This window comes from Pseudonocardia sp. ICBG162, from assembly GCF_020496225.1.
GTDB classification, from domain to species: Bacteria; Actinomycetota; Actinomycetes; order Mycobacteriales; family Pseudonocardiaceae; genus Pseudonocardia; species Pseudonocardia alni.
In genome coordinates this window covers 561551-585033 of record NZ_JAHLJD010000031.1, presented here as the reverse complement: position 1 = coordinate 585033, position 23483 = coordinate 561551, and the positions used below count along the sequence as shown (strand labels likewise).

Here is a 23483-nt window from a genome sequence, read left to right as displayed (position 1 = left end):
AACAGAGGACATACGTGCTCGACGTCAACTTCTTCGACGAACTGCGCATCGGCCTGGCCACCGCCGAGGGCATCCGCCAGTGGTCGCACGGTGAGGTCAAGAAGCCCGAGACCATCAACTACCGCACCCTGAAGCCGGAGAAGGACGGGCTCTTCTGCGAGAAGATCTTCGGTCCGACCCGGGACTGGGAGTGCTACTGCGGCAAGTACAAGCGCGTCCGGTTCAAGGGCATCATCTGCGAGCGCTGCGGCGTGGAGGTCACGCGCGCCAAGGTGCGTCGTGAGCGGATGGGCCACATCGAGCTGGCCGCCCCGGTCACGCACATCTGGTACTTCAAGGGCGTCCCGAGCCGGCTGGGCTACCTGCTCGACCTGGCCCCCAAGGACCTCGAGAAGATCATCTACTTCGCGGCGTACGTGATCACCTCGGTGAACACCGAGCTGCGGCACAACGACATGTCCACGCTCGAGAACGAGATGAGCGTGGAGCGCCGCCGGGTCGAGCAGACCCGCGACGCCGACCTGGAGGCCCGCGCCCAGAAGCTCGAGGCCGACATCGCCGAGCTCGAGGCCGAGGGTGCCAAGGGCGACGTCCGTCGCAAGGTCAAGGACGGCGGCGAGCGCGAGATGCGCCAGCTGCGCGACCGTGCCCAGCGCGAGCTGGACCGGCTCGACGAGATCTGGACGACGTTCACCAAGCTCGACGTCCAGCAGCTCATCGCGGACGAGTCCATCTACCGCGAGCTCTACGACCGCTACGGCGACTACTTCACCGGCGCCATGGGTGCCGAGGCGATCCAGAAGCTGCTGGAGAACTTCGACATCCCGGCCGAGGCCGAGAAGCTGCGCGAGATCATCCGGTCCGGCAAGGGCCAGAAGAAGCTGCGTGCGCTCAAGCGCCTGAAGGTCGTCGCGGCGTTCCAGACCACCGGCAACTCGCCGATGGGCATGGTGCTCGACTGCGTCCCGGTCATCCCGCCGGACCTGCGCCCGATGGTGCAGCTCGACGGTGGCCGCTTCGCGACCTCGGACCTGAACGACCTGTACCGCCGGGTCATCAACCGGAACAACCGCCTCAAGCGACTGATCGACCTCGGCGCGCCCGAGATCATCGTCAACAACGAGAAGCGGATGCTCCAGGAGTCCGTCGACGCGCTGTTCGACAACGGCCGTCGCGGCCGGCCGGTGACCGGGCCGGGCAACCGCCCGCTCAAGTCGCTGTCCGACCTGCTGAAGGGCAAGCAGGGCCGGTTCCGCCAGAACCTGCTCGGCAAGCGCGTCGACTACTCGGGCCGTTCGGTCATCGTCGTCGGCCCGCAGCTGAAGCTGCACCAGTGCGGTCTGCCCAAGCAGATGGCGCTGGAGCTGTTCAAGCCGTTCGTGATGAAGCGCCTGGTGGACCTCAACCACGCGCAGAACATCAAGTCCGCCAAGCGGATGGTCGAGCGCGGCCGCTCGCAGGTGTGGGACGTGCTCGAGGAGGTCATCTCCGAGCACCCCGTGCTGCTGAACCGTGCGCCCACGCTGCACCGTCTCGGCATCCAGGCCTTCGAGCCGCAGCTGGTGGAGGGCAAGGCCATCCAGCTGCACCCGCTGGTCTGCGAGGCGTTCAACGCGGACTTCGACGGTGACCAGATGGCGGTGCACCTGCCGCTGTCGGCCGAGGCGCAGTCCGAGGCCCGCGTGCTGATGCTGTCGTCGAACAACATCCTGTCCCCGGCGTCGGGTCGCCCGCTGGCGATGCCGCGTCTGGACATGGTCACGGGTCTGTACCACCTGACCCGTCTCCGCGAGGAGGCCCACGGCGCCGGGAACCACTACGGCTCCGCGGCCGAGGCGATCATGGCCTACGACCGCAAGGTCCTCCACCTGCAGGCGCCGATCAAGATCCGGCTCCCGCAGGTCACCCCGACCCCGGGCACGGACGCCGAGACCGTGACCGAGGAGGGCGTCTGGACCGCGGAGACCACGCTCGGGCGGGTGCTGTTCAACGAGCTCCTGCCGGCGGACTACCCGTTCGTCAACGAGCCGCTGCCGAAGAAGCGCCAGGCCACGATCGTCAACGAGCTGGCCGAGCGCTACTCGATGACCGAGGTCGCGCAGGTCCTGGACCGGCTGAAGGACGCGGGCTTCTACTGGGCCACGCGCTCCGGCGTCACGATCTCGATCGCGGACGTGCTGGTCCCGCCGGCCAAGGCGGGCATCCTCGAGGAGTACGAGGCGAAGGCCGACCAGATCAACAAGCGCTACCAGCGTGGTGCCCTGTCGCACCAGGAGCGCAACGACGAGATGGTCAAGATCTGGAGCCGGGCGACCGAGGAGGTCGCCAAGGCGATGGAGCAGAACTTCCCCGAGGACAACCCGATCCCGACGATCGTGCAGTCCGGGGCCGCGGGCAACATGACCCAGATCCGCCAGCTGGCGGGCATGAAGGGTCTGGTCGCGAACCCCAAGGGCGAGTTCATCCCGCGTCCGATCAAGGCCTCGTACCGCGAGGGCCTGTCGGTGCTGGAGTACTTCATCTCCACGCACGGCACCCGTAAGGGTCTGGCGGACACCGCGCTGCGGACCGCGGACTCCGGGTACCTGACCCGTCGTCTGGTCGACGTGTCGCAGGACGTCATCGTCCGCGAGGTCGACTGCGGCACCGAGCGCGCCATCCCGATGGCGGTCACCGAGGAGACGAGCGACGGTCGGTTCATCCCGCACCGTTACCTGCGCACCTCGGTGTACGCCCGGACCTCCGGCGAGGAGATCACCGCGGCGGACGGCACCGTGCTGGTCCGCAAGGGCGACGACCTCGGCGACGCCGTGCTCGACGCGCTCGTCGCGGCCGGCGTCAAGACGGTCCGGGTCCGCTCCGCGCTGACCTGCGCCTCGGCCACCGGTATCTGCGGCATGTGCTACGGCCGCTCGATGGCCACCGGCAAGCTGGTGGACGTCGGCGAGGCCGTCGGCATCGTCGCCGCGCAGTCCATCGGTGAGCCCGGCACCCAGCTGACGATGCGTACGTTCAAGCAGGGTGGCGTCGCGGGTGACGACATCACGACCGGTCTGCCGCGTGTCACCGAGCTGTTCGAGGCCCGGGTCCCGCGCGGCAAGGCGCCGATCGCCGACGTCGACGGCCGCATCCGCATCGAGGACGGCGACCGGTTCTGGAAGATCACGCTGATCCCGGACGACGGCGGCGAGGAGATCGTCTACGAGAAGCTGTCCAAGCGGCAGTGGCTCGGGATGACCACCGTCGACGGCACCGAGCGTCCGCTCGCGGACGGCGACCACGTGACGGTCGGCCAGCTGCTCCTCGAGGGCATGGCGGACCCGCACGAGGTGCTGCGTGTCATGGGCCCGCGTGAGGTGCAGCTGCACCTCGTGCGTGAGGTGCAGAAGGTGTACCGCACGCAGAGCGTGGACATCCACGACAAGCACATCGAGGTCATCGTCCGGCAGATGCTGCGCCGGGTCACGATCATCGACTCGGGTGCGACCGAGTTCCTGCCCGGCGCACTGGCCGAGCGGGGCGAGTTCGAGTCCGAGAACCGCCGGGTCGTCGCCGAGGGTCTGGAGCCGGCCTCCGGCCGTCCGGTCCTGATGGGGATCACCAAGGCCTCGCTGGCGACGGAGTCGTGGCTGTCCGCGGCCTCGTTCCAGGAGACCACCCGCATCCTCACCGATGCCGCGATCAACGGAAAGCGCGACAAGCTCGTCGGGCTCAAGGAGAACGTGATCATCGGTAAGCTGATCCCGGCCGGTACCGGCATCAACCGGTACCGCAACATCCAGGTCCAGCCGACCGAGGAGGCCCGCGCGGCCGCCTACGCGCTGCCGAGCTACGACGACGGCTACTACAGCCCGGACGTCTTCGGCACGGGCACCGGTGCCGCGGTGCCGCTGGACGACTACGACTTCGGTCGCGACTACCGCTGAGGTAGCCGTCCGGTCCGGACCCACGACGGTGGGTCCGGACCGTGACCGGACAGGTCCCGGACGGGGCCGGACACCGCTCTCCCGTGGCGGTGCCCGGCCCCGTTCGTGCGTTCCGGGGCCGCCCGGGGGAGCGGGCCTCAGCGCAGGCAGTCCGCCCGCAGGGCCAGGCCCAGGGTGCGCAGCGAGGCGTCGGCCTCCGCCAGCAGCCCGGCCAGCGTCGGGAAGGCGTGCCACATGCCGGGCGCGCGCTCGTAGGTGACCGGTGTCCCGGCCGCGCGGGCGCGCTCGACGAGGGTGTCGGCGTCGTCGACGAGGATCTCGTCGGCACCGGCGACGACGTGCAGCGGCGGCAGCCCGGCCAGGTCCGCGTCGAGCGGCAGGAGCTCGGGGGCGCCGGTGTGCGGCCCCGCGTAGTCGGCGACGGCGTCGGGCAGCCAGGACGGGTCGAGCATCGCGTCGGAGGCGACGTTGCGGGTGAGCGCGTCCGCGGTGCAGGACAGGTCCAGCCAGGGCGAGATCAGCCCGATCGAGCCCGGCAGGTCCTCGCCGGCCGCGCGCAGCCGCAGCAGCAGCGACATGGTCAGCCCGCCGCCCGCGGAGTCCCCGGCCACCGCGATGTGCCGGGCCGGGATCCCCGCGGCCCGCAGGGCGGTCCAGGCGGCGTACGCGTCGTCGAGGGCGGCCGGGAACGGGTGCTCCGGGGCGAGCCGGTAGTGCGGGGCGAGGACCGCGCTGCCGGTGGCGTGCGCGAGCCCGGCGAGCAGCGGCCGGTGCGACGCCGAGGACCCCACGAGGTACCCGCCGCCGTGCAGGTAGAGCACCCGGTGCGGGGCCGTCGGCCCGGGCGGTGCGACGACCGCGGTGGGCACCCCGCCGAGCGTCCCGCGGGCCCGACGGGTGCCGCGGGGGAGCGGGAGCGACGCACCGACGAGGTCGAGTCCACGCCGCCGCAGGGCGACGGGTAGTGTCGGGGCGAGCAAGGGCGCGATGAGTGCGCGCGTGGCGAGGCGGTTGACGGCCGTCGGCAGGTGCATACCGGACCGTAACCGTCCCTCCGTCGCCACCGTCCACAGGGTGATCCACACCGTGATCGACACGGCGGGATCCCGCTGGGGCGCAGTCATCGCCCACCACCGATCCGACCGCGACGAGCGGCCGTCGATCTGCGACGAGCGGGTGAGTCCGCTTGCCAGTGACGGCGTCGTGCGGCATCGTCGGGTCACCACAGGTCTCCTCCGGGGCGTCGTCCCGGGGGATCCGAGGACCATCGAAGCCCCCGATGGCCCCGAAGGCAGGTCCGAGGCGAACGCCCGGAACGGACCCGCTTTGACCGTGTCGAAGAGGGCCGGGTATTCTCATGTCTTGTGCTCGGCTCCGGTCGGGCAGGTCCGCGTGTCCCGTGGTGTGCACCGATCCGTTGGTTCCGACCCTCAGATCTGTGGTTGCGCCCCGGAGCAGGGCACGCCGGACGTCCCGACAGCCTCCGCGGGGCCCTTCCGGCCCCGAGCGTGCCCGGGACGACACGCCCGACCTCGGGGTCCGGCGCGACGGTGGCGGAGTCCGGCGAGAGCCGGCAGCCACGCCGGCGCCCGGAGCCCGGGACACCGAACCAAGATCACCAGTGTCACGGCGAGCGAGACAGTCGAGCCACGTCGACGGGAAGAAGTAGACGGTTCATGCCCACGATCCAGCAGCTGGTCCGCAAGGGCCGCGAGGACAAGGTCTCCAAGACCAAGACCGCCGCGCTGAAGGGAAGCCCCCAGCGCCGCGGGGTCTGCACCCGCGTGTACACCACCACGCCCAAGAAGCCGAACTCGGCGCTGCGCAAGGTCGCCCGTGTGCGCCTGTCCAGTGGCATCGAGGTCACCGCGTACATCCCCGGTGAGGGCCACAACCTGCAGGAGCACAGCATCGTGCTCGTGCGCGGTGGTCGTGTGAAGGACCTCCCCGGCGTGCGCTACAAGGTCATCCGTGGGTCGCTGGACACCCAGGGCGTGAAGAACCGCAAGCAGTCCCGCAGCCGCTACGGCGCGAAGAAGGAGAAGAGCTGATGCCCCGCAAGGGCCCCGCCCCGAAGCGTCCGCTGGTCTCGGACCCGGTCTACGGCTCGCCGCTGGTCACCCAGCTGGTGAACAAGGTCCTCAAGGACGGAAAGCGGTCGCTCGCCGAGCGCATCGTCTACGCCGCCCTCGAGGGCACCCGTGACAAGACCGGCACCGACCCGGTCGTCACGCTGAAGCGCGCTCTCGACAACGTGAAGCCGGCCCTCGAGGTCCGCAGCCGCCGTGTCGGTGGCGCGACCTACCAGGTCCCCGTCGAGGTCCGTGCCGTCCGGCAGACCACCCTGGGGCTGCGTTGGCTGGTCACCTACTCCGGCCAGCGCCGTGAGAAGACCATGGTCGAGCGCCTCATGAACGAGCTGCTCGACGCCAGCAACGGCCTCGGCGCCAGCGTCAAGCGGCGCGAGGACATGCACAAGATGGCGGAGTCGAACCGCGCCTTCGCCCACTACCGCTGGTGACCGGCCGACCGTCGGGCGCCAACTCGCGATCCAGGGAGAGCTGAGCAGTGGCAGCACAGGACGTGCTGACGGACCTCACCAAGGTCCGCAACATCGGCATCATGGCCCACATCGACGCCGGTAAGACGACCACGACCGAGCGGATCCTGTACTACACGGGGATCAACTACAAGCTCGGCGAGGTGCACGACGGCGCCGCCACCATGGACTGGATGGAGGAGGAGCAGAAGCGCGGCATCACGATCACGTCGGCCGCGACGACCTGCTTCTGGAAGAACCACCAGATCAACATCATCGACACCCCCGGGCACGTCGACTTCACCGTCGAGGTGGAGCGGTCCCTGCGGGTGCTCGACGGCGCGGTCGCGGTCTTCGACGGCAAGGAGGGGGTCGAGCCGCAGTCCGAGCAGGTCTGGCGGCAGGCCACCAAGTACGACGTCCCCCGCATCTGCTTCGTCAACAAGATGGACAAGCTGGGCGCGGACTTCTACTTCACCGTTCAGACGATCAAGGACCGCCTGAACGCGACCCCGCTCCCGCTCCAGATCCCGATCGGCTCCGAGAACGACTTCGTCGGTGTCGTCGACCTGGTCGAGATGCGCGCGCTCACCTGGCGCGGCGAGGTCGCCAAGGGCGAGGACTACACCGTCGAGGCCATTCCGGCGGACCTCCAGGCCAAGGCCGAGGAGTACCGCACGGCGCTCGTCGAGGCCGTCGCCGAGACCGACGACGAGCTCATGGAGCTCTACCTCGGTGGCGAGGACCTGACGACCGAGCAGATCAAGACCGGTGTCCGCGCGCTGGTGACCAACCGCGCCGCCTACCCGGTCCTCTGCGGCTCGGCCTTCAAGAACAAGGGCGTCCAGCCGATGCTGGACGCGGTGATCGACTACCTGCCGTCGCCGTACGACGTGCCGCCGGTCGAGGGTTTCCTCACCGACGGCGAGACGCCGGCGAGCCGCAAGCCGTCGAAGGACGAGCCGTTCTCGGCCCTCGCCTTCAAGATCGCCGCGCACCCGTTCTTCGGCAAGCTGACCTACATCCGGGTGTACTCGGGTCAGGTCGCCGCCGGCGCCCAGGTCATCAACTCGACCAAGGACCGGAAGGAGCGCATCGGGAAGCTCTTCCAGATGCACTCCAACAAGGAGAACCCGGTCGACGAGGCCGTGGCCGGCCACATCTACGCGGTCATCGGTCTGAAGGACACGACCACCGGCGACACGCTCTGCGACCCGCAGAACCCGATCGTCCTCGAGTCGATGACCTTCCCGGACCCGGTCATCCAGGTCGCCGTCGAGCCCAAGTCGAAGGCGGACCAGGAGAAGCTCTCGCTGGCGATCCAGAAGCTGGCGGAGGAGGACCCGACGTTCCAGGTCTCCCTGGACGACGAGACCGGCCAGACCATCATCGCCGGCATGGGCGAGCTGCACCTCGAGGTGCTGGTCAACCGGATGAAGTCCGACTACAAGGTCGAGGCCAACATCGGTAAGCCGCAGGTGGCCTACCGGGAGACGATCAAGAAGGCCGTCGAGAAGTTCGAGTACACGCACAAGAAGCAGACCGGTGGTTCGGGCCAGTTCGCCCGCGTCATCATCAAGCTCGAGCCGCTCACCAGCGGTGACGGTGCGCTGTACGAGTTCGAGAACAAGGTCACCGGTGGCCGTGTCCCGCGGGAGTACATCCCGTCGGTCGACGCCGGTGCCCAGGACGCCATGCAGTACGGCATCCAGGCCGGCTACCCCGTCGTCGGTGTGAAGCTCACGCTGCTGGACGGTCAGTACCACGAGGTCGACTCCTCGGAGATGGCCTTCAAGGTCGCCGGTTCGATGGCGTTCAAGGAGGCGGCCCGCAAGGCGAGCCCCGCCATCCTCGAGCCGATGATGGCCGTCGAGGTGATGACGCCCGAGGACTACATGGGTGACGTCATCGGCGACCTGAACTCCCGCCGCGGCCAGATCCAGGCCATGGAGGAGCGGGCCGGTGCCCGTGTCGTGAAGGCGACCGTGCCGCTGTCCGAGATGTTCGGCTACGTCGGCGACCTGCGGTCGCGGACCCAGGGCCGGGCGAACTACACGATGGTCTTCGACTCCTACGCCGAGGTTCCGGCGAACGTGGCGAAGGAGATCATCGCGAAGGCCACGGGCGAGTAAGAGCTCCCCGGGGCGGGCCCCAGTGCCCGACCTGCTCGGAGGGTGCGGTCCGCGGATCGGTAAGGTCCGCGGCCCGCACCACCCGACACCCACAGACCTGCCGTCAGCACGGCGGAGTACAGACACGAGTCCAGGAGGACCCAGCAGTGGCGAAGGCGAAGTTCGAGCGGACCAAGCCGCACGTCAACATCGGCACCATCGGTCACATCGACCACGGCAAGACCACGCTGACGGCGGCCATCACCAAGGTTCTGCACGACAAGTTCCCGACCCTCAACGAGGCGTCGGCGTTCGACATGATCGACAAGGCGCCGGAAGAGCGCCAGCGCGGTATCACGATCTCGATCGCGCACGTCGAGTACCAGACCGAGAAGCGGCACTACGCGCACGTCGACTGCCCCGGGCACGCCGACTACGTGAAGAACATGATCACCGGTGCCGCCCAGATGGACGGCGCGATCCTGGTGGTCGCCGCGACCGACGGCCCGATGCCCCAGACCCGTGAGCACGTGCTGCTCGCACGTCAGGTCGGCGTGCCGTACATCGTCGTCGCCCTGAACAAGGCGGACATGGTCGACGACGAGGAGATCATGGAGCTCGTCGAGATGGAGGTCCGCGAGCTGCTGTCGGCTCAGGACTACCCGGGCGACGACCTCCCGATCGTGCGCGTCTCGGCGCTGAAGGCGCTCGAGGGCGACGACAAGTGGGCCGAGGCCATCGTCGAGCTCATGGACGCGGTCGACGAGGCCATCCCGGAGCCCGAGCGCGACATCGAGAAGCCGTTCCTCATGCCCGTCGAGGACGTCTTCACGATCACCGGTCGCGGCACGGTCGTCACCGGCCGTATCGAGCGCGGCATCGTCAAGGTCAACGAGACCGTCGACATCGTCGGTATCCGGCCGAACAAGACCTCGACCACCGTCACCGGTGTCGAGATGTTCCGCAAGATCCTCGACGAGGGTCGCGCCGGCGAGAACGTCGGTCTGCTCCTGCGCGGTATCAAGCGTGAGGACGTGGAGCGCGGCCAGGTCGTCGTGAAGCCGGGTTCGATCACCCCGCACACCGAGTTCGAGGGCCAGGTGTACATCCTGGGCAAGGACGAGGGCGGCCGTCACACCCCGTTCTTCAACAACTACCGTCCGCAGTTCTACTTCCGGACGACCGACGTGACCGGCGTCGTGACCCTCCCGCAGGGCACCGAGATGGTCATGCCGGGTGACAACACCACCATGAGCGTTCAGCTGATCCAGCCGATCGCCATGGAGGAGGGCCTGCAGTTCGCCATCCGTGAGGGTGGCCGCACCGTGGGCGCCGGCCAGGTCACCAAGATCAACGCGTGACGTGACGGGGCCGTCCCCCTGGGGGCGGCTCCGTTACCCACCCCCCGGTCGAGGGTGCCGCACAGCGGTGTGTCATCCTTGACGGGTTGCACGATGAGCATGGCGCGTGGAAGCGCCGCCTCTGTTCCCGGTCTCCGGTAGTCCAGGGGTCGCGTACCACGCGCCATGTTCGTTGTCAGCCCCGGTTCCGCGGTCCGCCGCGCCACCGGGGAGATTCCGAGCGACATGCCCGCCCCAGATGGGGGTGGGACGCGGTGACCCGGGCATAACCATGCGGGTAGGGCGCGACACGCCCGACCTCGTGGACCGGAGAGCCCCGGCAGGACGAGTGCTCCAGGGAACTGGACGCGCGACTCCGGGCCGACAGAGACCTGAACAGAGCACGGGCCGCAGCCGGCCCGCCGGACATCCGGTGGCAGCACGGCGCGAGTTCTTACGGGGCCGAACCGCGACACCCCCGCGGCAGGAAGAAGAGGACGACCGACGACCATGGCGGGACAGAAGATCCGCATCAGGCTCAAGGCCTATGACCACGAGGCAATCGACGCGTCTGCTCGCAAGATCGTGGAGACCGTGACGCGTACCGGTGCCCGGGTCGTCGGCCCCGTGCCGCTGCCTACCGAGAAGAACGTGTACTGCGTCATCCGCTCGCCGCACAAGTACAAGGACTCGCGCGAGCACTTCGAGATGCGCACGCACAAGCGACTCATCGACATCCTCGACCCGACGCCCAAGACGGTCGACGCGCTCATGCGCATCGACCTGCCGGCGAGCGTCGACGTCAACATTCAGTGACGGCGGGGTGGAGACGATGACTGCTGCATTCAAGAAGACGACTGCCACCAAGCAGACGAAGAAGGTCACCGGCCTCCTGGGCACCAAGCTCGGGATGACCCAGTTGTTCGACGAGAACAACCGCATCGTGCCGGTCACCGTGGTCCAGCTCGGGCCGAACGTCGTGACGCAGGTGCGCTCGCAGGAGACCGACGGCTACACCGCCGTCCAGCTGGCCTACGGGGCCATCGACCCGCGCAAGGTGAACAAGCCGGAGTCCGGCCACTTCGCCAAGGCCGGCGTCACCCCCCGTCGCCACGTCCTGGAGCTCCGCACCTCCGACGCCGCCGAGTACACCACCGGCCAGGAGGTCACCGTCGAGGCGTTCGCCGAGGTGGCCGAGGTCGACGTGGTGGGCGTGACCAAGGGCAAGGGCTTCGCCGGTGTCATGAAGCGCCACGGGTTCAAGGGCCTGGGCGCCTCGCACGGCACGCAGCGCAAGCACCGTTCGCCGGGCTCCATCGGCGGCTGCGCCACCCCGGGCCGCGTGTTCAAGGGTGTGCGGATGGCCGGCCGGATGGGTTCCGACCGCCAGACCACGCAGAACCTGAAGGTCCACCGGGTGGACGCCGAGCGCGGGCTGCTGCTCGTCAAGGGCGCCGTCCCCGGTCCGCGCGGTGGCCTCGTCGTGGTGAAGACCCCCGCGAAGGGTGATGGCAAGTGAGCACCGTGCAGATCAAGACCCCCGAGGGTTCCGCCGGCGGCAGCGTCGAGCTGCCGGACCACGTCTTCGACGTGACGGCGAACATCGCCCTCATGCACCAGGTGGTGACCGCGCAGCTCAACGCCGCGCGTCAGGGCACGCACGACGTGAAGGGTCGCGGCGAGGTCCGCGGCGGTGGCAAGAAGCCGTACCGGCAGAAGGGCACCGGTCGCGCCCGTCAGGGCTCGATCCGCGCGCCGCAGTTCGCCGGTGGTGGCATCGTCCACGGCCCGACGCCCCGCGACTACTCGCAGCGGACCCCGAAGAAGATGAAGGCCGCCGCCCTGCGTGGCGCCCTCTCCGACCGGGCCCGCGCCGGCGCCGTGCACGTCGTGTCCGCCTTCTCCGAGGGCGACGCGCCGTCGACCAAGGCCGCCCGCAAGGCGATCGAGGCCGTCGTGCCCGACGCCCGCCGGGTGCTCGCGGTCGTCGAGCGTTCCGCGGAGAACGCCCTGCTGAGCCTGCGCAACCTGCCGCAGGTCCACCTGATCGCGCCCGACCAGCTGAACACCCACGATGTGCTCGTCAACGACGTCGTGCTGTTCACGCAGGCGGCGCTGGACGAGTTCCTGGCCGGCCCGATCGCGAAGCCGAAGGCTGCCGGCCGCCGCGCTGAGGAGGCCGACAAGTGATCACGGACCCGCGGGACGTGCTGCTCGCGCCGGTCGTCTCGGAGAAGAGCTACGGGCTGCTCGACGAGCGCCAGTACACCTTCGTCGTGGCACCGGACGCGAACAAGACCCAGATCAAGATCGCCGTGGAGAAGGTGTTCGGGGTCAAGGTGACCAGCGTGAACACGCTGAACCGCCCGGGCAAGCGCAAGCGCTCCCGCACCGGCTACGGCAAGCGCAAGGACACCAAGCGCGCGATCGTCACGCTCTCCGAGGAGAGCAAGTCGATCGACGTCTTCGGTGGCCCGGCGAGCTGAGGGAGCGAGCTGACCCATGGCCATTCGTAAGTACAAGCCGACCACCCCGGGCCGTCGTGGCTCGAGCGTGTCGGACTTCGCCGAGATCACCCGGGACACCCCCGAGAAGTCGCTGCTGCGCCCGCTGCACAACAAGGGCGGCCGCAACGCGCACGGGCGGATCACCACCCGTCACCAGGGTGGCGGACACAAGCGCGCCTACCGTCTGATCGACTTCCGTCGTAACGACAAGGACGGCGTGCCGGCGAAGGTCGCGCACATCGAGTACGACCCGAACCGCACCTCGCGGATCGCACTGCTGCACTACGCCGACGGCGAGAAGCGCTACATCATCGCGCCGGCGAAGCTCAAGCAGGGCGACAAGATCGAGAACGGTCCCCGGGCCGACATCAAGGTGGGTAACAACCTGCCGCTGCGCAACATCCCGACGGGCACCGTGGTGCACGCGATCGAGCTCCGCCCCGGTGGCGGCGCCAAGATCGCGCGCTCGGCCGGTGTCGGCGTCCAGCTGGTCGCCAAGGACGGGCCCTACGCGCAGCTGCGGATGCCCTCCGGCGAGATCCGCTACGTCGACGTGCGCTGCCGCGCCACCGTCGGCGAGGTGGGCAACTCGGAGCACGCCAACATCAACTGGGGTAAGGCCGGCCGTATGCGGTGGAAGGGCAAGCGCCCGACCGTCCGTGGTGTCGTCATGAACCCGGTGGACCACCCGCACGGTGGTGGTGAGGGCAAGACCTCCGGTGGTCGCCACCCGGTGAACCCGGCGGGCAAGCCCGAGGGCCGTACCCGCAAGAGCAAGCCGTCCGACAAGTTGATCGTCCGCCGGCGTCGTACCGGCAAGAAGCGCTGAGCAGGGAGGTAAGACATGCCGCGCAGCCTGAAGAAGGGCCCCTTCGTGGACGACCACCTGCTCAAGAAGGTGGACGTCCTCAACGAGTCCGGCAAGAAGACCGTCATCCGCACGTGGTCCCGTCGGTCCACGATCATCCCGGAAATGATCGGTCACACCATCGCCGTGCACGACGGCCGCAAGCACGTCCCGGTGTTCGTGTCCGACTCGATGGTCGGTCACAAGCTGGGCGAGTTCGCCCCCACCCGGACCTTCCGGGGCCACATCAAGGACGACCGCAAGGCGCGTCGGCGCTAGTAGCCGGCCCGAGTAGCGACTAGGAGAGGTGGAGAAAATGGCAGAGACCACTGCCGAGACCACCGGCGCTGCGCTCGAGCCGACTCGTGCGCGCGCCGTGGCGCGGTTCGTCCGCAGCTCGCCGACGAAGACCCGTCGTGTCGTGGACCTGGTCCGCGGCCTGCCGGTCGACGAGGCGCTGGCGATCCTGCGGTTCTCGCCGCAGGCCGCGGCGGAGCCCGTCGCGAAGGTCGTGGCGAGCGCCGCGGCCAACGCCGAGAACAACCTGGACCTGGACCCGGAGACCCTCGTGGTCGCCGTGGCGATGGTCGACGAGGGCCCGACGCTGAAGCGGATCCGGCCGCGCGCCCAGGGGCGTGCGTACCGCATCCGCAAGCGGACGAGCCACATCACCATCGAGGTCGAGTCGGTTCCGCAGAAGGCCGGCCGTCGTGGTGCGAAGGGGAGGGCCCGCTGATGGGGCAGAAGATCAACCCGCACGGCTTCCGCCTGGGCATCACCACGGACTGGAAGTCGCGCTGGTACGCCGACAAGCAGTACTCCGAGTACGTCAAGGAGGACGTCGAGATCCGCCGCATGCTCTCCAAGGGCATGGAGCGGGCCGGCATCTCCAAGGTCGAGATCGAGCGCACCCGGGACCGCGTGCGGGTGGACATCCACACCGCGCGTCCGGGCATCGTGATCGGCCGTCGTGGCGCGGAGGCCGACCGGATCCGGGGCAACCTCGAGAAGCTGACCAAGAAGCAGGTCCAGCTGAACATCCTCGAGGTCAAGAACTCCGAGTCCGACGCGCAGCTCGTCGCCCAGGGCGTCGCCGAGCAGCTGTCGAACCGGGTCGCCTTCCGGCGTGCGATGCGCAAGGCCATCCAGTCGGCCATGCGCAGCCCGCAGGTCAAGGGCATCCGGGTCCAGTGCTCGGGCCGCCTCGGCGGTGCCGAGATGTCGCGGTCGGAGTTCTACCGCGAGGGTCGGGTCCCGCTGCACACGCTGCGTGCCGACATCGACTACGGCCTGTTCGAGGCCCGGACCTCCTTCGGCCGCATCGGCGTGAAGGTCTGGATCTACAAGGGCGACGTCGTCGGTGGCCGCCGCGAGGGCGTCCCGGCCGCCGCCGAGGCCCCGGGCCGCGGCCCGCGCCGCGAGCGTCCGGCCCGGCGCCGTTCCGGTGCCTCGGGCACCACTGCGACCAGCACCGAGGCCGGGCGTGCCGCGCAGAGCGCGGGCCAGGCCGGCGGCGCCGCGACGGCGACCGCCGAGGCCCCGGCCTCCGGTGAGAACCAGAGCAACGGTGGGGAGAGCTGACCGATGCTGATCCCACGCAAGGTCAAGCACCGCAAGCAGCACCGTCCCAAGCGCAAGGGCATGGCCAGCGGTGGTACCGCGGTCACCTTCGGCGACTGGGGCATCCAGGCGCTGGAGCCGGCCTACGTGTCCAACCGGCAGATCGAGTCGGCGCGTATCGCGATCAACCGGCACATCCGTCGTGGCGGGAAGATCTGGATCAACGTCTTCCCGGACATCCCGATGACCAAGAAGCCGGCCGAGGTCCGCATGGGTTCCGGTAAGGGTTCGCCCGAGAAGTGGGTCACGAACGTCAAGCCGGGCCGGGTGCTCTTCGAGATGAGCTTCCCGAACCGCGAGGTGGCGCACGAGGCCCTGACCCGTGCGATCCACAAGCTGCCCATGAAGTGCCGGATCGTGTCCCGTGAGGGTGGTGACATCTGATGGCGAGCAGTGGCAACACCAAGGCCGCCGAGCTGCGCGAGCTCTCCGACGAGGAGCTGGTCGTGCGTGTCCGGGAGGCCAAGGAGGAGCTGTTCAACCTCCGCTTCCAGATGGCCACCGGGCAGCTGGACAACAACCGGCGGCTGCGGGCCGTCCGTCACGACATCGCGCGGTGCTACACCGTGATGCGCGAGCGTGAGCTCGGCCTTTCCGCCGCACCGACCGAGAGCGAGGGCGCGGCGTGAGCGACGAGCAGAAGAACGACGAGCGCGGGGAGCGCAAGGTCCGCGAGGGCCTGGTCGTGTCCGACAAGATGGAGAAGACGATCGTCGTCTCCCTCGAGGACCGGGTGAAGCACCCCCTGTACGGCAAGGTCATCCGCCGGACCAGCAAGGTCAAGGCGCACGACGAGGGGAACACCGCCGGTATCGGCGACCGTGTCCGCCTCATGGAGACCCGTCCGCTGTCGGCGACCAAGCGCTGGCGGCTGGTGGAGATCCTCGAGAAGGCCAAGTAGGAGTCGAAGTGATCCAGCAGGAGTCGCGGCTGCGCGTCGCCGACAACACCGGTGCCAAGGAGATCCTGTGCATCCGGGTGCTGGGCGGCTCCGCGCGGCGCTACGCCGGGATCGGCGACGTCATCGTCGCCACGGTCAAGGAGGCCATCCCCGGCGCCGGCGTGAAGCGTGGTGACGTCGTCAAGGCGGTCATCGTGCGCACCAAGAAGGAGAAGCGCCGTCCCGACGGCAGCTACATCCGTTTCGACGAGAACGCCGCCGTGCTGATCAAGGCGGACAACGGACCTCGGGGGACCCGTATCTTCGGCCCGGTCGGGCGCGAGCTGCGCGACCGCAAGTTCATGAGGATCATCTCCCTGGCCCCGGAGGTGCTCTGACATGAAGGCGAAGATGAAGGTCAAGAAGGGCGACACCGTTCTGGTGATCGCCGGCAAGGACAAGGGTGCACGGGGCAAGGTCATCGCGGCCTACCCGGAGCGCCAGCGCGTGCTGGTCGAGGGCGTGAACCGGATCAAGAAGCACACCCGGATCAGCCAGAACCAGCGCGGGGCCGAGAGCGGCGGGATCGTCACCCAGGAGGCCGCCATCCACGTCTCGAACGTGATGGTGTGCGACTCCGACGGCAAGCCGACCCGTATCGGCAAGAAGGCCGTCGAGGGCGAGGACGGCACCACCCGCCGCGTCCGGATCTCCAGGCGCAACGGGAAGGAGATCTGAGATGACCACGGCTGAGAAGACCCTGCCGAGGCTCAAGCAGCGGTACCGCGACGAGATGCTCGACAAGCTCCGCGAGGAGTTCGGCTACACCAACGTCATGCAGATCCCCGGCCTGACCAAGGTCGTGGTGAACATGGGTGTCGGTGACGCCGCCCGCGACTCGAAGCTGATCGACGGTGCGCTGCGGGACCTGGCCACCATCACCGGCCAGAAGCCGCAGCTGCGTCGCGCCACCAAGTCCATCGCGCAGTTCAAGCTGCGCGAGGGCATGCCGATCGGTGCGAAGGTGACCCTCCGCAACGACCGGATGTGGGAGTTCCTCGACCGTCTCCTGACCATCGCGCTGCCCCGTATCCGCGACTTCCGCGGCCTCGAGGGCAACCAGTTCGACGGGCGTGGCAACTACACGTTCGGCCTGAACGAGCAGTCGATGTTCCACGAGATCGACCCGGACTCCATCGACCGGCCGCGGGGCATGGACATCACGGTCGTGACCACCGCGACCACGAACGCCGAGGGCCGGGCGCTGCTGCGCCACCTGGGCTTCCCGTTCAAGGAGAGCTGAGCGAATGGCGAAGAAGGCGCTCATCAACAAGGCGAACGCGAAGCCGAAGTTCGCCGTGCGGGGTTACACCCGTTGCAACAAGTGCGGCCGGCCGCGTGCCGTGTTCCGCAAGTTCGGCCTCTGCCGCGTGTGCCTGCGAGACATGGCGCACGCCGGCGAGCTGCCGGGTGTGAGCAAGTCCAGCTGGTGATCCGACCGCCCCGCGTCCGCGGGGCAGCGGATCCGATCGCCGCAGGCCCGCACCGGTGCGGTGCCCCGCACAGGGGCGCCGCGCCGGTACGAGGAACCACGGCGGGAAAGAGACAGACACCATGACGATGACCGATCCGATCGCAGACATGTTGACCCGTCTGCGGAACGCGAACTCGGCCTACCACGACCGCGTCGTGATGCCCCACTCGAAGCTGAAGGTCGCCATTGCGGAGATCCTTCAGAAGGAGGGCTACATCGCGGCACACCACACCGAGGACGCCGAGGTCGGCAAGTCCCTGGTCGTCGAGCTGAAGTACGGCCGCAACCGCGAGCGCAGCGTCGCCGGTCTGCGCCGGGTGTCCAAGCCCGGTCTGCGTGTGTACGCGAAGTCGACGAACCTGCCGCGGGTCCTGGGTGGCCTCGGCATCGCGATCATCTCGACCTCTCAGGGTCTGATGACCGACCAGCAGGCCTACCGGAGCGGCGTGGGCGGGGAAGTCCTCGCCTACGTCTGGTGAGAGAGGGGTAACGAACGATGTCGCGCATCGGAAAGCTGCCCATCACCGTCCCGTCGGGCGTGGAGATCACCATCGACGGCCGCACGGTCACCGCGAAGGGCCCCAAGGGCACCCTGTCGCACACCGCTGTCGAGCCGATCACGATCGAGCGTGACGACGACGGCACGGTGCTGGTGAAGCGCCCGAACGAGGAGCGTGAGGTGCGGGCCTACCACGGCCTGACCTGCTCCCTCGTCAACAACATCGTGGTCGGCGTCAGCGCCGGCTACGAGAAGAAGCTGGAGATCCACGGCGTGGGTTACCGCGTGCAGCTGAAGGGGCAGAACCTCGAGTTCGCCCTGGGCTTCTCGCACCCGGTCGTCATCGAGCCGGCGGAGGGCATCACCTTCGCGGTCGAGTCGCCGACCCGGTTCTCGGTCTCCGGCATCGACAAGCAGCTGGTCGGCGAGACCGCTGCCAACATCCGGAAGCTGCGCCGCCCCGACCCGTACAAGGGCAAGGGTGTGCGGTACGCTGGCGAGCAGGTCCGCCGCAAGGTCGGAAAGACGGGTAAGTGATGGCCGAGACGAACGAGACGGTGTCGGGTTCCGCCCGCCGCCGGATGGCGTCCCAGGTGGCGCGCAAGCGCCGCGACTCGCGCATCCGCCGGCACGCCCGGCTCCGGAAGAAGATCTCCGGGACGCCGGTGCGTCCGCGGCTGGCGGTCAACCGCTCCTCGCGGCACATCACCGTCCAGCTGATCGACGACCTGGCGGGCCACACGCTGGCCTTCGCCTCCTCGCTGGACGCCGAGGTGCGTGGCGTCGAGGGCGACAAGAAGGCCAAGGCGGCCAAGGTCGGCGAGCTCATCGCCGCCCGGGCCAAGGAGGCGGGCATCTCCACGGTCGTGTTCGACCGCGGCGGGCTGGCCTACCACGGCCGCATCGCGGCCCTGGCCGACGCCGCCCGCGAGGGAGGCCTGGAGTTCTGATGAACCAGACCGAGAAGATCGAAGGGACTGTCTGATGCCGGGACGTACGCGGCGTGACGGCGGAGCCCCGGGCGGCAGCGGTGGGAACGACAACCGCAACAACCGGGACCGCCGGGACGGTGGCCGTGGCGGGGCGGCCCAGGACAAGACCCCGTACATCGAGCGGCTGGTCACGATCAACCGCGTGGCCAAGGTCGTCAAGGGCGGCCGCCGGTTCAGCTTCACCGCGCTGATGATCGTCGGCGACGGTGACGGCCTGGTGGGCGTCGGATACGGCAAGGCCAAGGAGGTGCCGGCCGCGATCGCCAAGGGCGTGGAGGAGGCGAAGAAGAACTTCTTCCGCGTCCCCCGCATCGGCGGCACGATCGTGCACCGCGTGCAGGGTGAGGCCGCCGCCGGCGTCGTCATGCTGCGCCCGGCCTCCCCGGGTACCGGTGTCATCGCCGGCGGCCCGGTCCGCGCGGTGCTGGAGTGCGCGGGGATCTCGGACATCCTGTCCAAGTCCCTCGGCTCCGACAACGCCATCAACATCGTGCACGCCACGGTGGCGGCGCTGAAGTCGGTGCAGCGTCCGGAGGAGGTCGCGGCCCGCCGCGGCCTGCCGCTGGAGGACGTCGCCCCGGCGAGCATGATGCGCCAGCGCGCCGAGGCCGACGCGGCGAAGGTGTGAGCGACATGGCCACGTGGAAGATCACCCAGGTGAAGAGCCGGATCGGCTGCAAGCAGAACCAGCGCGACACGCTGCGCTCGCTCGGCCTGCGCAAGATCCGGCAGTCGGTGGTGCGTGAGGCGGACCCGCAGACCCGCGGTTACGTCCACACCGTGCGCCACCTCGTGACCGTGGAGGAGGTGCAGTCGTGAGCGAGAACGAGAACTCCGTCATCAAGCTCCACGACCTGCGGCCGGCCCCGGGCTCGAAGAAGGCGCGGACCCGTGTGGGTCGCGGTGAGGGCTCCAAGGGCAAGACCGCCGGTCGCGGTACCAAGGGCACCAAGGCCCGCAAGACGGTGTCCCCGCGCTTCGAGGGCGGGCAGATGCCGCTGCACATGCGGCTCCCGAAGCTCAAGGGCTTCAAGAACCGCTTCAAGGTCGAGTACCAGGTCGTGAACGTCGGCGAGCTGGCCACCCTGTTCCCGAAGGGTGGCGAGGTCGGTCCGGCCGAGCTGGTCGAGGCGGGCGCGGTTCGCAAGAACCAGCTCGTGAAGGTCCTCGGCGAGGGCGAGCTCTCGGGCGTCGCCCTGACCGTGAAGGCCCACAAGTTCTCCGCGTCCGCGCGCGAGAAGATCTCGGCGGCCGGCGGCTCGGTCTCCGAGCTGTAGGCCCCACCGCACGTCCCCCGGCGCCGTCCGTGGCGCCCGCTCCACCCCAGGTGGACCGGGCCCGTGGGCGGCGCCGAGGCGTTTCCGGGCCGCTGTTACAGTCACTTCCGGACCGAGTGTCCACCGATTACCTGGCGCGCCCCGTGGGCGCGCAGCCCCCGCCGGTACACACCGGCCCGGGTGTCCCGCGAGGCGCGGAACGCGCGTCGACCAACCCGGCCGACCCCTCAGGGGCCGGCGCAGGCGGTGTCGGGCCGCCGACGTCGTAGGAGGATCACCGAGTGCTCAGCGCAGTCCGGGCGGCCCTGACCACGCCGGATCTCCGCAAGAAGATCCTCTTCACGCTGGCGATCGTGGCGGTGTACCGGCTCGGGGCGAACATCCCCTCGCCGGGGGTGTCGTACCCCAACATCCAGGAATGTGTCCGTCAGGTCGAGGGCGGCGACAACGCCAGCGTCTACTCCCTGATCAACCTGTTCTCCGGCGGGGCACTGCTCCAGCTGTCGATCTTCGCGCTGGGCATCATGCCCTACATCACCGCGAGCATCATCGTGCAGCTGCTGCAGGTCGTCATCCCGCGGTTCGAGCAGCTGAAGAAGGAAGGCCAGTCCGGCCAGGCCAAGCTCACGCAGTACACGCGGTACCTGACGATCGGTATCGCGGTGCTGCAGGCCACCGGCTTCGTGGCTCTGGCCGAGCGCGGTCAGCTGTTCCAGGGCTGTGCGCTGCCGATCATCCCGGACTCGTCGGTCTTCACCCTGATCGTCATCGTGATCGTCATGGTCGCCGGGACCACGCTGGTGATGTGGCTGGGCGAGCAGGTCACCGAGCGCGGCATCGGCAACGGCATGTCGCTGCTGATCTTCGCCTCGATCGCGCACCGCATCCCCGCCGAGGGCCGGCTGATCCTGGAGAACTCCGGCGGCCTGGTCTTCGCCGGCGTCTGCGTCTTCGGTCTCGCGATCATCGCCAGCGTCGTGTTCGTGGAGAACGGCCAGCGCCGGATCCCGGTGCAGTACGCCAAGCGCATGGTCGGCCGCCGGATGTACGGCGGCACCTCGACCTACCTGCCGCTGAAGGTCAACCAGGCCGGTGTCGTGCCGGTGATCTTCGGTAGCTCGCTGCTCTACCTGCCCGACCTGGTCGCCCGGCTCGCCGGGAACGACGGCGGCTGGTTCCAGCAGTTCGTGCAGACCTATCTCGTCGATCAGTCCAATCCCGTGCACATCGTGTTGTACGTAGCACTGATCATCTTCTTCACGTACTTCTACGTCGGCATCACGTTCAACCCCGACGAGCGCGCCGAGGACATGAAGAAGTACGGCGGCTTCATCCCGGGCATCCGCCCGGGGCGGCCCACCGCGGAGTACCTGAACTTCGTGCTCAGCCGCATCACGCTGCCGGGATCGCTCTACCTGGGCCTCATCGCGGTGCTCCCGAACTTCTTCCTCGGGATCACCGGCAGCGGCCAGAACCAGAACTTCCCGTTCGGCGGCACGGCCGTGCTGATCATGGTCACCGTGGGCCTCGACACCCTGAAGCAGATCGAGAGCCAGCTCATGCAGCGGAACTACGAGGGTTTCCTGCGTTAGGCTCGCCGGAACGTGGCCGAGCGGGAACCCCGGTGCGGGGCCCCGGCCCCGATCGTGGTGCCCTGGGGCATCGTGTGCCGGCGAGGACGCCGGCGCCATGGACGACAAGACTTCAGGAGGTCGGGTTCTCGTGCGACTCGTTCTGGTGGGACCGCCCGGTGCCGGCAAGGGGACCCAGGCTGAGCAGATGGCCAAGCGGCTCGACGTCCCGCACATCTCGACCGGGGACCTGTTCCGGGCGAACCTGCGTGACGAGACCGAGCTCGGTCGCGAGGCGAAGCGCTACATGGACGCCGGGGACCTCGTCCCCGACGAGGTGACCGTCGGGATGGTGCGCGACCGGCTCGGCGACGCCGACACGGCAGGCGGCTTCATCCTCGACGGCTTCCCGCGCAACGTGGCCCAGGCGGGCTCCCTCGAGGAGATCCTGTCCGACAAGGGCCTGGAGCTCGACGCCGTCGTCCAGTTCGACGTCGACGACGAGGTCGTCGTGCAGCGGCTGCTCGGCCGCGGCCGCAGCGACGACAACGAGGACACCATCCGCAACCGGCAGCGGGTCTACCGCGAGGAGACCGCTCCGCTGCTGGACCACTACCGTGACCGGCTGGTCACGATCGACGCCGTCGGCGAGATCGACGAGATCACCGACCGGGTCTTCTCGGCGCTGCACACCCGCAACGGCTGAGACCCGGTCGGCGCCGGCACCACCGGCGCCACGGCGGGGAACCGAGGGACGGACACATGAACGGTCGCGGCGGCATCCGCGGGGCCATCGCCCGCTACCGGGGTCGGGACATCGAGCTCAAGACCCACGGTCAGCTCGAGGCGATGCGGGTGGCGGGCGCGCTGGTCGCGGCCACGCTGGCCGCGGTCACCGAGCACGCGAAGCCCGGTGTCAGCACGGCGGAGCTCGACGCGCTCGCCGAGCAGACGATCCGCGACGGCAACGGCGTCCCCTCGTTCCTCGGCTACCACGGTTTCCCGGCGAGCATCTGCGCCTCGGTGAACGAGCAGATCGTGCACGGCATCCCGTCGCCGAAGCAGGTGCTCGCCGAGGGAGACCTGATCTCGGTGGACTGCGGCGCGATCGTCGAGGGCTGGCACGGCGACTCCGCGGTGACCATCGCCGTCGGGGACGTGTCGCCGGAGGACCTCGCCCTGTCCGCGGCCTGCCGTGGCGCGATGGAGGCGGGGATCCTCGCCGTCCGCGACGGGGCCCGGCTGACCGACGTCTCGTACGCCATCCAGGAGGCGTGCCGGTCCGCGGCGCTGGCCGACCGCGCCGACTACGGGATCGTCGCCGAGTACGGCGGCCACGGCATCGGCACCTCGATGCACATGGACCCGTTCCTGCCCAACCACGGCGAGCCGGGCAAGGGGCCGCGGCTGCGCCCGGGCATGGCCCTGGCCGTCGAGCCGATGCTCGTCGCGGGGGATCCGGACACCCTGGAGCTCGAGGACGGCTGGACGGTCGTCACCGCGGCGGGCGGCCGGGCCGTGCACTGGGAGCACACCGTCGCGGTCACCGAGGACGGGCCGTGGCTGCTGACCGCGCCCGTCGGTGCACCGGACCGCCCCGGCGCCTGAGCCCCGCGCCACCGGTACCCGACGCGCTCCGCGCGGGTACTGGTCGATGACCGGGTCGGTCCGTTACCGTCGGTCTCCCGGGCGTCTACCACGCCCGTCACCCCCGCCTGCACCGGCCTCGCACGGCCTCCGTACACTGGACCATCGGCGCGTCCTGTGACGTCCGCTCCGTGTGCTCCGTGTATCCCACAGTGTTCCCGGTCCGGCTCCGTCCGCGCGCGCCGAACCGGTC

The 23483-nt window shown here is 69.2% G+C and carries 30 protein-coding genes; 29 read left to right on the top strand and 1 reads right to left on the bottom strand.

The features are described from left to right. Positions 1–14 precede the first annotated feature (14 nt). Positions 15–3926 carry a DNA-directed RNA polymerase subunit beta' gene (locus KPL60_RS27535; RefSeq protein ID WP_226367636.1) on the top strand — a complete coding sequence of 1304 codons (3912 nt, stop codon included), beginning with the start codon at positions 15–17 and terminating at the stop codon, positions 3924–3926. A gap of 137 nt (positions 3927–4063) precedes the next feature. On the opposite strand, the gene KPL60_RS27530 is transcribed toward KPL60_RS27535, so the two are convergent. Continuing rightward, the gene (locus KPL60_RS27530; protein WP_226353829.1) at positions 4064–4960 is read right to left on the bottom strand and encodes an alpha/beta hydrolase; all 897 of its coding nucleotides are present in this window, start codon (positions 4958–4960) and stop codon (positions 4064–4066) included. Between the two features lie 642 nt (positions 4961–5602). On the opposite strand from KPL60_RS27530, the gene rpsL reads away from it, so the two are divergent. From rpsL to map, 28 genes are all read left to right on the top strand, one after another. Beyond that, positions 5603–5977 carry a 30S ribosomal protein S12 gene (rpsL, locus tag KPL60_RS27525; RefSeq protein WP_020622943.1) on the top strand — a complete coding sequence of 125 codons (375 nt, stop codon included), beginning with the start codon at positions 5603–5605 and terminating at the stop codon, positions 5975–5977. Continuing rightward, positions 5977–6447: a 30S ribosomal protein S7 gene (rpsG, locus tag KPL60_RS27520; RefSeq protein WP_020622942.1), complete on the top strand. Its 471-nt coding sequence runs from the start codon at positions 5977–5979 to the stop codon at positions 6445–6447. The genes rpsL and rpsG overlap by 1 nt, the downstream gene beginning before the upstream one ends. Before the next feature lie 47 nt (positions 6448–6494). After that, the gene (fusA, locus tag KPL60_RS27515) at positions 6495–8597 is read left to right on the top strand and encodes an elongation factor G (RefSeq protein ID WP_308016840.1); all 2103 of its coding nucleotides are present in this window, start codon (positions 6495–6497) and stop codon (positions 8595–8597) included. Positions 8598–8743: 146 nt separating this feature from the next. Next, positions 8744–9937: an elongation factor Tu gene (gene tuf / locus KPL60_RS27510; protein WP_226367635.1), complete on the top strand. Its 1194-nt coding sequence runs from the start codon at positions 8744–8746 to the stop codon at positions 9935–9937. Between the two features lie 489 nt (positions 9938–10426). Continuing rightward, entirely contained in the window at positions 10427–10732 is a 306-nt protein-coding gene (gene rpsJ / locus KPL60_RS27505) for a 30S ribosomal protein S10 (protein WP_003938093.1), read from the top strand. 16 nt (positions 10733–10748) lie between these two features. Then, on the top strand, positions 10749–11435 hold the full coding sequence (gene rplC / locus KPL60_RS27500; RefSeq protein WP_051050086.1) for a 50S ribosomal protein L3: 687 nt from the start codon (positions 10749–10751) through the stop codon (positions 11433–11435). Beyond that, positions 11432–12106: a 50S ribosomal protein L4 gene (rplD, locus tag KPL60_RS27495; RefSeq protein WP_226353828.1), complete on the top strand. Its 675-nt coding sequence runs from the start codon at positions 11432–11434 to the stop codon at positions 12104–12106. The genes rplC and rplD overlap by 4 nt, the downstream gene beginning before the upstream one ends. Continuing rightward, positions 12103–12402 carry a 50S ribosomal protein L23 gene (rplW, locus tag KPL60_RS27490; protein ID WP_062397845.1) on the top strand — a complete coding sequence of 100 codons (300 nt, stop codon included), beginning with the start codon at positions 12103–12105 and terminating at the stop codon, positions 12400–12402. The genes rplD and rplW overlap by 4 nt, the downstream gene beginning before the upstream one ends. 16 nt (positions 12403–12418) lie before the next feature. Then, a complete protein-coding gene (rplB, locus tag KPL60_RS27485; RefSeq protein WP_062397843.1) occupies positions 12419–13252 on the top strand; it encodes a 50S ribosomal protein L2 in 834 nt (277 codons plus the stop codon). Between the two features lie 15 nt (positions 13253–13267). After that, on the top strand, positions 13268–13549 hold the full coding sequence (rpsS, locus tag KPL60_RS27480; RefSeq protein ID WP_226367634.1) for a 30S ribosomal protein S19: 282 nt from the start codon (positions 13268–13270) through the stop codon (positions 13547–13549). A 37-nt stretch (positions 13550–13586) separates the two neighbouring features. After that, positions 13587–14006: a 50S ribosomal protein L22 gene (rplV, locus tag KPL60_RS27475; protein ID WP_062397838.1), complete on the top strand. Its 420-nt coding sequence runs from the start codon at positions 13587–13589 to the stop codon at positions 14004–14006. Next, positions 14006–14851: a 30S ribosomal protein S3 gene (gene rpsC, locus KPL60_RS27470; RefSeq protein WP_020622933.1), complete on the top strand. Its 846-nt coding sequence runs from the start codon at positions 14006–14008 to the stop codon at positions 14849–14851. Before rplV ends, rpsC begins: the two co-directional genes overlap by 1 nt. A gap of 3 nt (positions 14852–14854) precedes the next feature. After that, positions 14855–15274 (top strand): 50S ribosomal protein L16, encoded by a 420-nt coding sequence (gene rplP / locus KPL60_RS27465; RefSeq protein ID WP_020622932.1) that lies wholly within the window; start codon positions 14855–14857, stop codon positions 15272–15274. Beyond that, positions 15274–15519, top strand: coding sequence for a 50S ribosomal protein L29 (gene rpmC / locus KPL60_RS27460; protein ID WP_020622931.1), 246 nt, complete (start codon positions 15274–15276; stop codon positions 15517–15519). Before rplP ends, rpmC begins: the two co-directional genes overlap by 1 nt. Continuing rightward, a complete protein-coding gene (gene rpsQ / locus KPL60_RS27455) occupies positions 15516–15791 on the top strand; it encodes a 30S ribosomal protein S17 (protein ID WP_062397834.1) in 276 nt (91 codons plus the stop codon). The genes rpmC and rpsQ overlap by 4 nt, the downstream gene beginning before the upstream one ends. Positions 15792–15799: 8 nt before the next feature. After that, positions 15800–16168, top strand: a complete 369-nt coding sequence (gene rplN, locus KPL60_RS27450; protein WP_010228481.1) for a 50S ribosomal protein L14 — start codon at positions 15800–15802, stop codon at positions 16166–16168. Positions 16169–16181: 13 nt separating this feature from the next. Further along, positions 16182–16508, top strand: a complete 327-nt coding sequence (rplX, locus tag KPL60_RS27445; protein WP_062403788.1) for a 50S ribosomal protein L24 — start codon at positions 16182–16184, stop codon at positions 16506–16508. 1 nt (position 16509) lies between these two features. Then, positions 16510–17073, top strand: a complete 564-nt coding sequence (rplE, locus tag KPL60_RS27440) for a 50S ribosomal protein L5 (protein WP_226353827.1) — start codon at positions 16510–16512, stop codon at positions 17071–17073. A 4-nt stretch (positions 17074–17077) separates the two neighbouring features. Then, positions 17078–17263 carry a type Z 30S ribosomal protein S14 gene (locus KPL60_RS27435; protein WP_020622927.1) on the top strand — a complete coding sequence of 62 codons (186 nt, stop codon included), beginning with the start codon at positions 17078–17080 and terminating at the stop codon, positions 17261–17263. Positions 17264–17384: 121 nt separating this feature from the next. Further along, a complete protein-coding gene (gene rpsH, locus KPL60_RS27430) occupies positions 17385–17783 on the top strand; it encodes a 30S ribosomal protein S8 (RefSeq protein ID WP_062397829.1) in 399 nt (132 codons plus the stop codon). Positions 17784–17800: 17 nt separating this feature from the next. Further along, on the top strand, positions 17801–18340 hold the full coding sequence (gene rplF / locus KPL60_RS27425; protein ID WP_226367633.1) for a 50S ribosomal protein L6: 540 nt from the start codon (positions 17801–17803) through the stop codon (positions 18338–18340). Beyond that, positions 18340–18753 carry a 50S ribosomal protein L18 gene (gene rplR / locus KPL60_RS27420; RefSeq protein ID WP_280118285.1) on the top strand — a complete coding sequence of 138 codons (414 nt, stop codon included), beginning with the start codon at positions 18340–18342 and terminating at the stop codon, positions 18751–18753. Before rplF ends, rplR begins: the two co-directional genes overlap by 1 nt. Before the next feature lie 34 nt (positions 18754–18787). After that, positions 18788–19423, top strand: coding sequence for a 30S ribosomal protein S5 (gene rpsE, locus KPL60_RS27415; RefSeq protein WP_062397823.1), 636 nt, complete (start codon positions 18788–18790; stop codon positions 19421–19423). A gap of 5 nt (positions 19424–19428) precedes the next feature. Beyond that, positions 19429–19614 (top strand): 50S ribosomal protein L30, encoded by a 186-nt coding sequence (gene rpmD, locus KPL60_RS27410; RefSeq protein WP_062403786.1) that lies wholly within the window; start codon positions 19429–19431, stop codon positions 19612–19614. Then, the gene (gene rplO / locus KPL60_RS27405) at positions 19611–20072 is read left to right on the top strand and encodes a 50S ribosomal protein L15 (RefSeq protein WP_226353824.1); all 462 of its coding nucleotides are present in this window, start codon (positions 19611–19613) and stop codon (positions 20070–20072) included. The genes rpmD and rplO overlap by 4 nt, the downstream gene beginning before the upstream one ends. Positions 20073–20353: 281 nt before the next feature. Then, positions 20354–21664, top strand: coding sequence for a preprotein translocase subunit SecY (gene secY, locus KPL60_RS27400; protein WP_073576464.1), 1311 nt, complete (start codon positions 20354–20356; stop codon positions 21662–21664). Between the two features lie 130 nt (positions 21665–21794). Then, positions 21795–22349, top strand: coding sequence for an adenylate kinase (locus tag KPL60_RS27395; RefSeq protein ID WP_226367632.1), 555 nt, complete (start codon positions 21795–21797; stop codon positions 22347–22349). A gap of 56 nt (positions 22350–22405) precedes the next feature. Then, entirely contained in the window at positions 22406–23251 is an 846-nt protein-coding gene (gene map / locus KPL60_RS27390) for a type I methionyl aminopeptidase (RefSeq protein WP_226367631.1), read from the top strand. Positions 23252–23483 lie beyond the last annotated feature (232 nt).

What these genes read in the sequence shown, in the direction of transcription:
- KPL60_RS27530 (WP_226353829.1), bottom strand. Translation starts at nt 4,960, where the DNA reads ATGCACCTGCCGACGGCCGTCAACCGCCTCGCCACGCGCGCACTCATC.
- rpsL (WP_020622943.1), top strand. Translation starts at nt 5,603, where the DNA reads ATGCCCACGATCCAGCAGCTGGTCCGCAAGGGCCGCGAGGACAAGGTC.
- rpsG (WP_020622942.1), top strand. Translation starts at nt 5,977, where the DNA reads ATGCCCCGCAAGGGCCCCGCCCCGAAGCGTCCGCTGGTCTCGGACCCG.
- rpsJ (WP_003938093.1), top strand. Translation starts at nt 10,427, where the DNA reads ATGGCGGGACAGAAGATCCGCATCAGGCTCAAGGCCTATGACCACGAG.
- rplC (WP_051050086.1), top strand. Translation starts at nt 10,749, where the DNA reads ATGACTGCTGCATTCAAGAAGACGACTGCCACCAAGCAGACGAAGAAG.
- rplB (WP_062397843.1), top strand. Translation starts at nt 12,419, where the DNA reads ATGGCCATTCGTAAGTACAAGCCGACCACCCCGGGCCGTCGTGGCTCG.
- rpsS (WP_226367634.1), top strand. Translation starts at nt 13,268, where the DNA reads ATGCCGCGCAGCCTGAAGAAGGGCCCCTTCGTGGACGACCACCTGCTC.
- rplV (WP_062397838.1), top strand. Translation starts at nt 13,587, where the DNA reads ATGGCAGAGACCACTGCCGAGACCACCGGCGCTGCGCTCGAGCCGACT.
- rpsC (WP_020622933.1), top strand. Translation starts at nt 14,006, where the DNA reads ATGGGGCAGAAGATCAACCCGCACGGCTTCCGCCTGGGCATCACCACG.
- rplP (WP_020622932.1), top strand. Translation starts at nt 14,855, where the DNA reads ATGCTGATCCCACGCAAGGTCAAGCACCGCAAGCAGCACCGTCCCAAG.
- rpmC (WP_020622931.1), top strand. Translation starts at nt 15,274, where the DNA reads ATGGCGAGCAGTGGCAACACCAAGGCCGCCGAGCTGCGCGAGCTCTCC.
- rplX (WP_062403788.1), top strand. Translation starts at nt 16,182, where the DNA reads ATGAAGGTCAAGAAGGGCGACACCGTTCTGGTGATCGCCGGCAAGGAC.
- rplE (WP_226353827.1), top strand. Translation starts at nt 16,510, where the DNA reads ATGACCACGGCTGAGAAGACCCTGCCGAGGCTCAAGCAGCGGTACCGC.
- KPL60_RS27435 (WP_020622927.1), top strand. Translation starts at nt 17,078, where the DNA reads ATGGCGAAGAAGGCGCTCATCAACAAGGCGAACGCGAAGCCGAAGTTC.
- rpsH (WP_062397829.1), top strand. Translation starts at nt 17,385, where the DNA reads ATGACGATGACCGATCCGATCGCAGACATGTTGACCCGTCTGCGGAAC.
- rplF (WP_226367633.1), top strand. Translation starts at nt 17,801, where the DNA reads ATGTCGCGCATCGGAAAGCTGCCCATCACCGTCCCGTCGGGCGTGGAG.
- rplR (WP_280118285.1), top strand. Translation starts at nt 18,340, where the DNA reads ATGGCCGAGACGAACGAGACGGTGTCGGGTTCCGCCCGCCGCCGGATG.
- rpsE (WP_062397823.1), top strand. Translation starts at nt 18,788, where the DNA reads ATGCCGGGACGTACGCGGCGTGACGGCGGAGCCCCGGGCGGCAGCGGT.
- rpmD (WP_062403786.1), top strand. Translation starts at nt 19,429, where the DNA reads ATGGCCACGTGGAAGATCACCCAGGTGAAGAGCCGGATCGGCTGCAAG.
- map (WP_226367631.1), top strand. Translation starts at nt 22,406, where the DNA reads ATGAACGGTCGCGGCGGCATCCGCGGGGCCATCGCCCGCTACCGGGGT.